The sequence below is a fragment of the Leisingera sp. G5_S3_59_S7 genome, from assembly GCF_054968485.1.
Genome location: NZ_JBQKUH010000004.1, coordinates 35,526 through 47,402 on the forward strand (window position 1 = coordinate 35,526; position 11,877 = coordinate 47,402).

Sequence of the window (11,877 nt, forward strand, 5' to 3'; positions counted from 1 at the left end):
CGTCCGGCACGGCTGTCCCGGCGCCTGTTTTCAAAGCTGGTCCAGCACCTTGCGGGCGCTGTCCAGGTATTCCTCCTGCCGCGGCTCCAGCATCCTGTCCCAGGTGCTGTAGGCCCGTTTGAGGCGCGGGTTGTTGCGCAGCTTGTCCCGGTTGCGCACCAGGAAATCCCAGTAAAGCGGGTTGAACGGGCAGGCGTCTTCGCCGGTTTTCTTTGTCACGCTGTAGCGGCAGCCTGCGCAGTGGTCGGACATCTTGTTGATGTAATTGCCGCTGGCGGCATAGGGTTTCGACCCCAGCAGGCCGCCATCGGCATACTGGCTCATGCCGATCACGTTGGGCGCCTCCACCCATTCATAGGCGTCGGCGTAGACCGCCAGATACCATTCGTGCACCTGATGCGGGTCGATGCCCGCCAGCATGGCGAAGTTTCCCGTCACCATCAGCCGCTGGATGTGATGCGCATAAGCCTCGTCGCGGGTCTGGCTGACCGCAGCCGCCACGCAGGCCATGTCCGTGTCAGCGGTCCAGTAGAAGCCGGGCAGGGGGCGGGTGGCCTCCAAGAAGTTCTGTTCGGTATAGCCCGGCATGTTGCGCCAGTAGATCCCGCGCACGTATTCGCGCCAGCCGATGATCTGGCGGATGAACCCCTCGGCCGCGTTGAGCGGGGCATCCCCCTCGTAATACGCCCGCTCCACCCGGTGGCAGACCTCCAGCGGCTCCAACAGGCCTGCGTTGATATAGTGCGACAGGACGGAGTGATAGAGGAACCGTTCCCCCTCCAGCATTGCATCCTGATAGTCGCCGAAATTCGGCAGCGCCTCCGCGGCGAAGCGCTCCAGCGCCGCCAGCGCATCCTCGCGGGTCACTGCAAACCAGAACGGGCGCAGGGTGCCGAAGTGGTTGCCGAACTGCGACTCCACCAGATCCAGAACCTCCTCTGTGATCTCATCCGGGCTGGTTTGCGGCGGCTCCGGCAGCGTCAGGCCGTCCTCTGCCGGCTTGCGGTTTTCGTGATCGAAGTTCCACTCTTCCGGCTCATCGCCGTCCATCAGCAGCCCGGTTTCGCGGCGCATCTCGCGGTAGAAATACTCCATCCGCAGCTGCTTGCGCCCCTCGGCCCATTCGCCAAACCGGTCGTGGGAGCAGAGAAACCGGCTGTCTTGCAGCATGTCCAGGGGAACATCCGACGCCTCCGCCCAGTCCTGAAGGGCAGATTTCAGCCGGTATTCGCCGGGCTCGGTCACAACCACGCGGGCCACCGGATGTGCCGCGCGCAGCCGGTCGATTTCGCCGGTCAGGCTGCCGGAGTTATCCGGGTCGTCCAGGCGCACGTAATGCACCTGCCAGCCGCCCTCCTTTAGCGCCTTGGCAAAGTGGCGCATTGCCGAAAACAGAAACGCGATCTTCTTCTTGTGGTGCTGTACGTAACCGGCTTCCTCCGCAACTTCCGCCATCAGGACGACGTCGCGGTCAGGGTCTGCGCGCTTGAGCGCGGCGATGTTGCGGCTGAGCTGGTCGCCCAGAATGAGGATGAGGCTGCGCTCACCGGTCTGATCGTCAGAGGAGGTCATCGGGGGTCACCGTCAGGGGTCAGCTGGCAGGCCGCATGGTGGCGACCAGTTCCGCAACCTTAAGGCCGAATTTGCGCATTTCGGACTTGTTCATGATCACCCCGTTCGCGGTGAGGTACAGCCAGTCGGTGGCTTTAAGGGTGTGACCGCCTGCGCTTTCGGGCAGGATGATCTCGTAGGTCAGCTGCACGGTGGCGCCGGACACGATGCCCTTGGCCTCTCCGGCAAGGTCATCGGCTGTGGCGGTGAAGGTGTTGTCGGGCCCGAGGGTCAGGAACCATTTGCGGCTTTGGGTGACGCCGTTGGAATAGGTGAACTCTTCGCTCAGCGTGCCGGTATCGCCGTCCCATTCGCCCACCATCTTGGCGGTGAAGCTGTTGGCCATCTTGCCAGTTGGGCCGAAAATCACCCCCTCCGACAGGATCTCGCCGGACAGGTGCTGGGTCAGGATGAACTGCGGGCCGGTGTCCGCATAATCCTGCGGCGACTGGAAGCGGAAGCTGAACAAGTAGGTTTTCGTGATCATCACAAGCACGATGATGGCAAGGGCAAGGGTCAGGAGTTTCATGCGGTTGCTCTCTCTGATGGCAGGGTCAGGGCAAAGGCGAAGGCGGCGGTTTTCAGGACGCAGGGCAGCACGGCATAGGCCAGGGCAAGCGCGCTGAGCGCCCGGGCGCTGTTGTCCGCCCCGGGCTGGAAGCCCTGCTGCTCCAGCAGCGGCAGCGCCAGGGCGGCGGCAAGGGCCAGCGCCAGCTTGCCGGCAAAGGACCAGATGCCAAAGGCGGCGGAGGCGTTGAGGCCCGCGCGGGTCAGCGCGATGCTGAACATGGCGGGCAGCAGCACCATGTCGGCGCCTAGGGTGGCGCCCGATACCGCGCAGATCACCGCAAAGCCCAGCAGGCTCCCCGGGCCCAGAAAGGCCGCGCCGGCAAAGCTGGCAATGGCCAGCGGCATGGCGATCAGCAGCGTCTGTTTCGCCCCGATCCGCTGGCTGAGGCGCGCCCACAGTGGCACGCTGAGCCCGGCGCACAGAAAAAACAGCACCAGCAGTGGCCCTGCGTAGGCAGGCAGGTTCAGCCGGTCCTCGACAAAGAACAGGAACAGGGTTGAGGTCAGCGCCACCGGCAGACTGTTGAGCACAGCCAGCGCCAGCAGGCGCACCGCGCCGGCCTGGGTCAGGGCCATCGCCGACAGCGGCTGGCCGGTGACAGCCGGGCGCTTCCACATGGGCCGGGTGGCCGCAGCGGTGAACAGGGCAAAGCCGCCGAGGGTCAGGCCAAAGGCGGCATAGCCCTGGCCCGCGGCTCCGAGCGCTACCAGAACCGCCGGCGCGATGGCGGCAAAGATCACGCCGCTGAGCATGCCCGCCTCGCGGAAGGCGGCCAGCGTCATCAGCTCGCGCGGGGTGGATTGCTTGGCCAGCGTGGCGCTGCGGCCGTAGAGCAGGATCATGCCCAGGCTGTAGGCCGAAAACAGCAGCAGCAGGACCAAGACCAGCTTAGGCACCACCAGCGGGCCGGCCGTCAGGCCGAACAGCAGCGGAAATCCGGCGGCCAGACCGCCCGCCGCCGCCAGCGCGAACCAAAGCTGCGCCCCGGGCCAGCGGTCGATAGCCCAGCCGATCAGCGGGTCCTGAACCAGATCGAACAGCCGGATCACCAGCAGGATGCCGCCAAGCGCCCCCAGGCCGATCCCCAAATTCACCGAGGCAAACTGCGGCAGGTGAATATATAGCGGGATCCCCGCCGAGGCGAGCATCATCGCATAGAGGCTGACGCGCGGATACAGCATCGTCAGCCCAGAAGCGCGCGGGTGAACCGGGCGGAGCGGGTGTTTGCGCCGACAAAGATCGACATGAAGCCGCGCTTGATACCGGGCTGGCTCAGTGTGCAGGCGGTGCGCCCATTGCGCAGGAACTTCACCCGGTCAGGCCCCTGGCTGACGGCCAGATACCGGTCGCCGGGGGAGACGGCCTGGAAACAGGCCTCAAACCGGGCGCGGGCCGGGGCGGGCTGCCCCAGCCGCCGCATTTCGCGCAGGGTGGCCTCGACCAGATCCTTCTGGCTCAGGCGGCGCTGATAGGTCAGCTCAATGCCGAAATCCTGCGACCAGTCCAAGGGCGCGGCGCCCCTGGTGAACAGCCGGGCCTGATAGACCGGAAATCCAAGGAACCGGAATGTCGCAGCGCCGCGCTGTTCGGCCCCCGGCAGCAGCGATTGGACCGGAGAGGCAAAGCCTGCCGCCGGAACCGCCAGCAGGCAAAGGGCCAGCAGCAGCCTACGCATGGGCCAGCTCCACCTGCACGACATTGGTGTGGCCGATGGCAAAGGAGGCGGCGCAGATCTCCAGATAGTACTGCCAGTTGCGGAAGAACGCCTCGCCATAGCCCAGTTCCGCGATCCGGCGCTTCTGCGCCGCCAGGCGCTGGGCCCAGATCCGGCAGGTGCGGGCATAATCCTGGCCGAAGGCAAAGCTGTCCGCGACCTGCAGCCCGGCCGATTTTGCCTGCTGCGCGATCACCTGGTCGGACAGCAGCATACCGCCGGGAAAAACATACTGGCGGATGTAGTCGGAGGAGGTCCGGTAGGTCGGAAAGAAGTCGTCCCGCACCGTGATCGCCTGCAGCAGCACCCGGCCGCCTTCGGCCAGGCTGTTTTTGAGCTTGGCGAAATAGCTGGGCCAATACCGCTCGCCCACGGCCTCGATCATCTCGATGGAGACGATGCTGCTGAATTTGCCCTCGATATCGCGGTAGTCGCGCAGCTGGATGTCGGCGCGCCCGTCCAGGCGGCTTTCGGCATAGCTGTGCTGGTTGCGGGATATGGTAACACCGGTCACATCGCGGCCCTCGGCGCTGGCCTGTTCGGCAAAGCCGCCCCAGCCGCAGCCGATTTCCAGCACCTGTTCGCCATCCCCCAGCCGCGACAGGATGCGGGCGTTCTTGCGGGTCTGTGCCTGCGCCAGATCATCGCCCTCTGTCCCGAACAGGCCGGAGGAATAGGTCATGCCGTCATCCAGCCACAGCTGGTAGAACTCATTGCCAACATCGTAATGGGCGCGGATGTTCTTGCGCGCGCCGCGTTTGGAATTGGCCCGCAGCAGGGTGTCGACGATACGGAACTTGGCGCGGTTCAGCGGGCTGGCCTGATCGTAGCTGCCCAGGTGGTCCCGGTTGCGCATTGCCAGCTGCATCAGGGCATCGACCGACGGGGTGTCCCACAGGCCCTGCACATAGGCCTCGCCCAGTCCGACCTGGCCGTGCGCCGCCATCGCGGAAACCGCGGCCCAGTCGTTGATCTGCATTTCGGCCTCGGGGCCGCTGTCGCCGAATTCATAGCGTGCGCCATCCGGTGTGCGCAGCGTCAGCCTGCCCTCACGCAGTCGCGCGCAGGTGTCCAGGAATTCCGACTGAAGGGCTTTGTCCGTGAATGCCATGATCTGTTCCTTTGACCGGGGAGGGAGTGAGAGAATTCATCATGCGGACAATCCGCATGGCGCTGGCGATACCGTCTTCGTGAAAGCCGTGGCGGTTGTAGGCACCGGCAAACCAGGTCCGGTTCTGCCCTTGCATCGCCCGGATCTGCTGCTGTGCACGCAGCGCCGCCTTGTCGAAGACCGGGTGCGAGAATTCCACCGTGTCGTAAATCTTGTCTGCTGCAATGGGTCGGGTTGGGTTCAGGGTTACAAACAGCGGATCGCATTCGGGGATGCTTTGCAGGCGGTTCATCCAGTAGGTGACGCCGACGCCGCCGTCCTGGCTGCGGTAGGCCCAGCTGGACCAGCAGCTGCGCCGCTTGGGCATCTGGCCTTCATCGCAATGCAGAACCGCCGTGTTCGGCTGATAGCGGATTGACCCCAGCGCTGCGGCCTCTTCCGGTGTGGCATCAGCCCCCAGAATGGCCAGCGCCTGATCGGAATGGCAGGCAAGGATGATCTCGTCGAACAGGCGCGGGTCTGCGCCCTCTGCCTGCACCGAAACACCGCCTGCCTGACGGGTGACGTTCCGGATCGGGCTGCCGGTGCGGATCTCGCAGCCCCGCGCAACCAGCGCCGTCTCAAGCCGGCGGACATATTCGATGCTGCCGCCCTTGACGGTCCACCACTGGTGCTTGCCGGTGCCCGCCAGCAGCGCGTGGTTGCGGAAGAAGCGGACCAGCGATTTCGCCGGAAAGGCGTCGACGTCGGTGACCGGGGTCGACCAGATCGCGCCGCACATCGGCATCAGGTAATGGTTGCGGAACCAGCTGCCCAGGCCCAGCTCCTCCACCAGCTCGCCGATGGTTTTGTCGTCATCGGTGGCGGCGGCCTCGGCCCGTTTGCCAAAGCGCACAATGTCCGCGACCATCCTGTGAAACTGCGGCCGCACCAGGTTGCGCTTTTGCGCGGCCAGCATCCGCAGGCTGTTCAGCCCGTATTCCAGGCGGCCGTCGTCGATGCTGGCGCAAAAGCTCATCTCGCTTTTGATCACCGGCACATCCAGCTCGCGGAACAGCCGGGTGAGGTAAGGGTAGGTGGCATAGTTGAACACGATAAAGCCGGTATCGACCGGCTGATCGCCGTTCTTTCCCGCCAGAACGGTGCGCGCATGGCCGCCCAGCCGGGGGGCGGCCTCAAACAAGGTGACGTCATGGCTGCCAGCCAGATAATACGCCGCAGACAGCCCGGAAATGCCGCCTCCCACGATGGCAATCTTGCGGCGTGGCCCCTGAGTTTGATCCAGCATGCGTCGGTTTTCCCTTGCTGTTGTTTAGACCGGATACGCCGCAGGCAAGAAAGCGGATCACCGCATTCGCGATAAAACTGTGTTTGCGGGTGATCCGGGGCGGCGGCGCCTGCGTATCCGGTGCATGATTGAGCATGTTTCAGCACAGACTTTTCATGCCCGCCGCGGGCGGCTGAAGAACGCCTTCCGGTATGGCGTGGACTACATCTTGACCGATATGACCCTCGGCGCGCCGCCGCTGCTGTCGCGCAACCGCTTCAACCTGTTTTCGGTCCACGACCGCCGCCACGGCGGCCCGCGCGGCTGCGGCCGCGGCATCTTGTGGTTCCGGGAGGAGCTGGAGCGGCGCGGTTTCCCGTTGGAGGGCGCCCAGCTGCTGCTGCTGACCCAGCCGAGCTTCCTGTGGTTCCATTTCAACCCGGTGAGCTTCTGGATCGCGGTCAGGGGTGGCAGTCCGCGCGCCTTCATTGCGGAGGTGAACAACACCTTCGGCCACCGCCACTGTTATTTCGCGGCGCACCCGGACTTCGGCCCGATCCGGCGCAGCGATGTGATCGAGGCGGAGAAGCTGATGCATGTCTCGCCGTTTCAGCAGGTGGCCGGGCGCTACCGGTTCAATTTCGGGATGACGGACCAGGCGTTCAACATCCGGATTTCCTATAACAATGGGACTGAGGGCGTGCTGGCCACGCTGGAGGGCGCGCGCCGCCCGGTGACATCCGGCGGGCTGCTGCGGGCTGCGCTGCGCAGGCCGTTCGGGGCGGCCCGTGTCGTTGCGCTGATCTATTGGCAGGCGCTCAAGCTCTGGATCAAGCGCGCGCCGTTTTTGCGTAAGCCGCCACCGCCGGAGCCGCTGATTTCCGACAGTTCGACGTTTTCAGGAGGCGGAGCATGACAGATTTTGCAGGCAAGACCATCTGGATGGTCGGGGCCAGCCACGGGCTGGGGCGCGAGGTGGCGCGGAAGCTGGACCGGGCGGGCGCCCGGCTGGTTTTGTCGGCACGCTCCGAAGACGCGCTGGAGGAGCTGGCAAGCGAGCTGAAACAGGCGCAGGCGGTGCCGCTGGATGTGACCGATGCGGAATCTGTCGCAGAGGCTTTCCGTCGGGCCGGGCCAGTTGACGCGCTCCTTTATAACGCCGGCGCCTATGAGCCGATGCGGACCCAGGACTGGGATGCGGAGGCCGTGCTGGCGATGAGCGACGTGAACTTCACCGGAGCGCTGCGGGTTCTGGGGCATGTTGTCCCCGGGTTTGTCGAGGCGGGCCGGGGCGATATCACGCTGGTCGGATCTTTGGCCGGCTACCGGGGGCTGCCCGCCTCCATTGGCTATGGCGCCAGCAAGGCCGCGCTGATCAGCCTGGCGGAAACCATGCGGCATGATCTGAAGGACAGCGGTGTTACTGTCCGCGTGGTCAACCCGGGCTTTATCAAAACCCGGCTGACCGACAAGAACAGCTTTAAGATGCCGCAGCTGATGGAGCCTGAGGAGGCCGCCGGGCATGTGGTTTCTGCCATGCAGTCGCGCCGGTTCCGGACGGATTTCCCCCGTCCTTTCTCCTATGCGATCAAGGCGTTTGACATGCTGCCCGACTGGCTGGCCTATCGCGGGAAATAAACGAAGCTGCCGCAAGGCGGCCCCGCTTTTTATCGGCCCGCGTCAAATCCGGAACAGCGGCTGCAGCAGGCGCGGCATCAGCGCCTTGAACCGCAGCGGCGCGTCGGTGGCGGCCAGGCAGATGCAGGGATCGCCCGCATCTGCGACCGGCGTGTGCTCCAGATCTTCATCGCCGATTTCGACATCACCGACACTAAACCGCCCGGTCTCGTCGCTGAAACTGCCCTGCAGCACCAGGGTCAGCTCCAGCCCGTTGTGGCTGTGATCGGGCACAGCTTGACCGGCCGGGATGAACAGCAGCCGGGCAGAGCCGTGCTTGTCCTCGAACAGGATGTCCTGTTTCACCCCCATGCCCAGCGTCTTCCAGCGCGGCGGCCGCCCTTTCAGCGACTGCATCACTGCGCCCGGGTAAATGCCCTTGGCGTCATAAACCGGGTCCGGCACGGCAGGCGCATCCAATTCCGCCAGAACCTTGGACTTCAGCGCGGGCTCCAGCGCCACGCACTCCGCTTCCTCAAGAAGCGCACCGCCCGCGGCCTGATGCGCGCCAAGCGCGGCCTGGCAATCGCGGCAATAGGACAGGTGGCTGGCCACAACCATCGAAAAGGCATGCGGCAGGCTGCCCGAGGCATAGGCCGCGATCATCGGGTCGGGGATGTGATGTGTGATTGCAGGCATTCAACGCAATCCTTTTAGTTCCTTGCGCAGCCGCCCCAGGCCAAGGCGGATGCGCGACTTTACTGTTCCCAGAGGCAAGCCGGTCTGGGTGCTGATCTCCTGATGGGTCAAATCCCCGATATAGGCCTTTTCGATCATCTCCTTCTGATCGGGGTGCAGCTGCTGGATCGCCTGCTTCAGGTGCAAGGACTCCTGCTCCAGGGCCAGGATCTGGCTGGCGTCGGGCTCGGTTCCGGGATCCTCGCCCAGCTCATCCGGGACGGGCCGGTTTTCCTTGCGCACGATATCTATGTGGCGGTTGCGGGCGATCTGATAGATCCAGGCTGACGCCTGCGCCTTGTGCGGATCAAACATCGCCGCCTTGCGCCAGATCGTCAGCATGACGTCCTGAACGATCTCCTCGGCCAGTGCAGGCCGCGCGCCGCAACGGATGATGAACCCCTTCAGGCGCGGGGCCAGGTGATCAAACATGTCGCCGAATGCCGCGCGGTCCCGGTGGTCGCGCACAGCCAGAAGCCAGACAGTCAGCTGCGAATAGGTTTTGTCTTTTGACACTACTGCTTTGCCCTCAGGGGATGCCCGAAGCATAGCGGTATTCCCGGGCGACCTATCCAAGTTTAGTGTCAGCATAATCAGGTTACGCAGCGGTGGGAAAGTTGGATCATAGGCTGCCGCAATTTTTTGCGCGGGGCAGATGCGGCAGCGCAGGCAAGCTGATCCGTTCGACGTGCGGGCGCGTAACAGCTGCAAACAGCGTTCAGGAAAGTGACTGCTTATGCACAATATTGTTGTCAGCGGCGGGTCCGGGGCGATCGGGTCGGCCTTTGTTGACGAACTGGTCCGAAAATACCCGCACGCCCGCATCCACAGCCTGTCCCGCAGCCCGGACACCCGCGTTCCGGAGGGCGTGCAGTGGCTGCAGGTGGATTATCTGGATGAGGACAGCCTGCACGCCGCGGCGGAACAGGTCGCCAAGGAGGGCGCGGTTGATCTGATGATCGTGGCGGGAGGAATTCTGCATCAGGGGGATATGATGCCGGAGAAGTCCCTGAGAGACCTCAGCGCCGAGAAGCTGCTGGCGCTCTTTTCCGCAAATACGGTTGCCCCGGCCCTGACTGCAAAGCACTTCCTGCCTTTGCTGCCGCGTGACCGGCGGGGCGTGTTCGCGGCCCTGTCCGCACGGGTTGGCAGCATCTCCGACAACCATTTGGGCGGCTGGTACTCCTACCGGGCGTCCAAAGCTGCCCTGAACATGTTCATCCGCACTGCCGCGATAGAAATCCGCCGCCGCAACCCGCAGGCCATTGCCGCCGGGCTGCATCCCGGAACGGTGGAAAGCGGCCTGTCCCAGCCGTTCCTGCGGAACGTCGCCCCGGACAAGCGCTTCCCGCCGCAGTATGCGGTGTCCCGGATGATGGACGTGATCGCCACCCTGACACCCGCCGACAGCGGCCAGTGTTATGCCTGGGACGGCAGCCTGATCGACCCCTGATCCGCCGCAAGCGCCACAGCCGCGCCGCGGTCCGGAAAGGCCTGTTCCATGGCCTGGAACGGGGCGTGCGCTGTCAGCCCGGCCGTCAATTCGTGAAAGCTGCGCCCAAATTTCTGGCACGTAAACGCCCTCCGCCTGGCCATATGCGGCATGCGCTGGCGCAAATGCGCACTCTGGGTAAAAAACATTTCCGGAAAATAAAAAATGTCTTTGTGATGCGCCTTCTTCCCCGCATCATTCCGGTGAGACCAGATGAGTCCGCACGCCGGCTCTTATCTGGTGCGCTTGACACCGGCATGCCCCGTCTGACGCGGCTGCGCACGCCGGAAGAAAAACCGAGGCAACATACTCGGCAAAAATGGCAATGAACCGGGAGGATAATTCAAATGTCATTGGACGTGAGCACAATATTTGCTCAGCAAGTCACACTGAACTCGCTGGTGCAGAACATTCTGTACGCATCGGGGATCGTCGGGGCAATCCTGGTGGTTGTCGGGCTTCTGCTGATCGACGCAGGCACCGCGCGCCGCAGGAACCTGTTCAACTCGACCATCGAAAAGACGCTCGGCTTCTTCCTGGGGTTTGCCACCTACTATGTCATCGGGTTCGGCCTGTGGGCCGGGCAGTATTACATCATGGAAGGTGCGACCATGATGGATTCCATCAATGACTGGTGGCTGGGCGGCGCCATGACCAACGCTATGGCGCATCACACCGATCCGGGGATCTTCCCCGGTCTGAACACCTTTCAGATCTTCATCTTTTTCCTTGCGGTGTTTGCCGGGATCATCAACATCCTGCTGCACTTCGCGGTGTCGGAGCGGATGAAGGCCCCGGCCTATTTCATCACCTGCATCGTGGCCGCGGTTGTGTCCTCAGCGCTGAGCTGGGCGACCTGGGGCTCGGTCGGGCCGCTGACCAATGCCGGTTTCCACGACTTCTTTGGCGTTGGTTTCGTGTACCTGTTCCCTGCCGGCATGGCGCTGGTGTTCACGCCGAAACTGGGCGCACGCCCGGGCATGATGGAACCGCACCCGCGGATCTCGGCCTATCTGGCGCCCAGCATCGGTCTGTGCGCACCGGGCCTGCTGCTGATCTTTGCGGGCCTGCCGATGGTGATCCTGTCCTGCCTGTTCTTCTTTGACCCCGAGGCGCTGGCAGTCAGCGTCACCATGGCCGACACCAGCGTCGGCATCGCGATCAACAACTACGCCATGGTCTGGGCCGGCGGCGCGGTCACCGGCCTGCTGATTGCCTATTCAACGGGCAAATACGCCTATACCCTGCTTGGCCCGCTGGCTGGCTATGTCGCAGGGGCATCGGGCTTTGATGTCTACCTGCCCTGGCAGGCCTTCATCATCGGCCTCGCAGCGCCCTTCGTGGCCTACGCCGTCTATGAGTTCACGCTTAAGCGCGGCATCGACGAGCATAAGCTGTTCCCGCTGTTCCTGGGCTCCGGCGTCTTTGGCATGGTCATGCTGGGGCTGTTCAAGGCCGGCACCCCGCGCGGCGGCTACTTCGGGATCGAGGAAGGCGCCTATGCGTTCCAGCACGGGGAAATCTCGCTGATGATGCAGCTGGCGGGCACCGCCGTCTGCATCGGCACCGGGGTGGTCACGGCGCTGGTCCTGTCTTTCATCCTGGAGCGGACCGTGGGGCTGCGGGTGCATGAGGATGACCAGATCGAGGGCCTGGACGGCAAGATTTGGGATCTGGAGCCCGACGTGCTCACCCATGCGGACAGCGCCCAGAACGCCTGATCCCGCCTGCAACCGCAAAGGCTCCGGCATCTGCC

Annotated in this window: 13 protein-coding genes; 5 read left to right on the top strand and 8 right to left on the bottom strand. The window is 64.1% G+C overall.

Features of this window, described 5'->3' with window-relative positions; all coding sequences use genetic code 11:
* Nucleotides 1-30: 30 nt before the first annotated feature.
* The 6 genes from ACTRWG_RS03685 to ACTRWG_RS03710 are packed head-to-tail and all read right to left on the bottom strand — an operon-like array spanning nt 31 to nt 6,295.
* A complete protein-coding gene (locus ACTRWG_RS03685; protein ID WP_462828965.1) occupies nt 31-1,572 on the bottom strand; it encodes a cryptochrome/photolyase family protein in 1,542 nt (513 codons plus the stop codon).
* Nucleotides 1,573-1,591: 19 nt separating this feature from the next.
* Nucleotides 1,592-2,140: a DUF3833 family protein gene (locus ACTRWG_RS03690; protein ID WP_462828966.1), complete on the bottom strand. Its 549-nt coding sequence runs from the start codon at nt 2,138-2,140 to the stop codon at nt 1,592-1,594.
* Nucleotides 2,137-3,363 carry an MFS transporter gene (locus ACTRWG_RS03695; RefSeq protein ID WP_260001844.1) on the bottom strand — a complete coding sequence of 409 codons (1,227 nt, stop codon included), beginning with the start codon at nt 3,361-3,363 and terminating at the stop codon, nt 2,137-2,139. Before ACTRWG_RS03695 ends, ACTRWG_RS03690 begins: the two co-directional genes overlap by 4 nt.
* A 2-nt stretch (nt 3,364-3,365) precedes the next feature.
* Nucleotides 3,366-3,857 carry a hypothetical protein gene (locus ACTRWG_RS03700; protein WP_435660542.1) on the bottom strand — a complete coding sequence of 164 codons (492 nt, stop codon included), beginning with the start codon at nt 3,855-3,857 and terminating at the stop codon, nt 3,366-3,368.
* The gene (locus tag ACTRWG_RS03705) at nt 3,850-5,007 is read right to left on the bottom strand and encodes an SAM-dependent methyltransferase (protein WP_027236335.1); all 1,158 of its coding nucleotides are present in this window, start codon (nt 5,005-5,007) and stop codon (nt 3,850-3,852) included. The genes ACTRWG_RS03700 and ACTRWG_RS03705 overlap by 8 nt, the downstream gene beginning before the upstream one ends.
* Nucleotides 4,946-6,295 carry an NAD(P)/FAD-dependent oxidoreductase gene (locus ACTRWG_RS03710; protein WP_462828968.1) on the bottom strand — a complete coding sequence of 450 codons (1,350 nt, stop codon included), beginning with the start codon at nt 6,293-6,295 and terminating at the stop codon, nt 4,946-4,948. The genes ACTRWG_RS03705 and ACTRWG_RS03710 overlap by 62 nt, the downstream gene beginning before the upstream one ends.
* Nucleotides 6,296-6,419: 124 nt before the next feature.
* Between ACTRWG_RS03710 and ACTRWG_RS03715 the strand changes: the two genes are divergently transcribed.
* The gene (locus ACTRWG_RS03715) at nt 6,420-7,190 is read left to right on the top strand and encodes a DUF1365 domain-containing protein (protein WP_462828969.1); all 771 of its coding nucleotides are present in this window, start codon (nt 6,420-6,422) and stop codon (nt 7,188-7,190) included.
* Nucleotides 7,187-7,912 carry an SDR family NAD(P)-dependent oxidoreductase gene (locus ACTRWG_RS03720; RefSeq protein ID WP_027236338.1) on the top strand — a complete coding sequence of 242 codons (726 nt, stop codon included), beginning with the start codon at nt 7,187-7,189 and terminating at the stop codon, nt 7,910-7,912. The genes ACTRWG_RS03715 and ACTRWG_RS03720 overlap by 4 nt, the downstream gene beginning before the upstream one ends.
* A gap of 42 nt (nt 7,913-7,954) precedes the next feature.
* Here ACTRWG_RS03720 and ACTRWG_RS03725 read toward each other — a convergent pair whose 3' ends face one another.
* Both ACTRWG_RS03725 and ACTRWG_RS03730 read right to left on the bottom strand, forming a co-directional pair.
* Nucleotides 7,955-8,590 carry a ChrR family anti-sigma-E factor gene (locus ACTRWG_RS03725; RefSeq protein WP_027236339.1) on the bottom strand — a complete coding sequence of 212 codons (636 nt, stop codon included), beginning with the start codon at nt 8,588-8,590 and terminating at the stop codon, nt 7,955-7,957.
* Nucleotides 8,591-9,178, bottom strand: coding sequence for a sigma-70 family RNA polymerase sigma factor (locus ACTRWG_RS03730; RefSeq protein ID WP_051357791.1), 588 nt, complete (start codon nt 9,176-9,178; stop codon nt 8,591-8,593).
* A gap of 187 nt (nt 9,179-9,365) precedes the next feature.
* Between ACTRWG_RS03730 and ACTRWG_RS03735 the strand changes: the two genes are divergently transcribed.
* The 3 genes from ACTRWG_RS03735 (at nt 9,366) to ACTRWG_RS03745 (ending at nt 11,842) form a co-directional block, all read left to right on the top strand.
* Complete coding sequence (locus tag ACTRWG_RS03735) at nt 9,366-10,082, top strand: SDR family NAD(P)-dependent oxidoreductase (protein WP_027236341.1); 717 nt, start codon at nt 9,366-9,368, stop codon at nt 10,080-10,082.
* Nucleotides 10,083-10,225: 143 nt separating this feature from the next.
* Nucleotides 10,226-10,450, top strand: coding sequence for a hypothetical protein (locus ACTRWG_RS03740; RefSeq protein ID WP_209320204.1), 225 nt, complete (start codon nt 10,226-10,228; stop codon nt 10,448-10,450).
* Between the two features lie 18 nt (nt 10,451-10,468).
* Entirely contained in the window at nt 10,469-11,842 is a 1,374-nt protein-coding gene (locus ACTRWG_RS03745) for an ammonium transporter (protein ID WP_027236342.1), read from the top strand.
* The last annotated feature ends 35 nt before the right edge of the window (nt 11,843-11,877 follow it).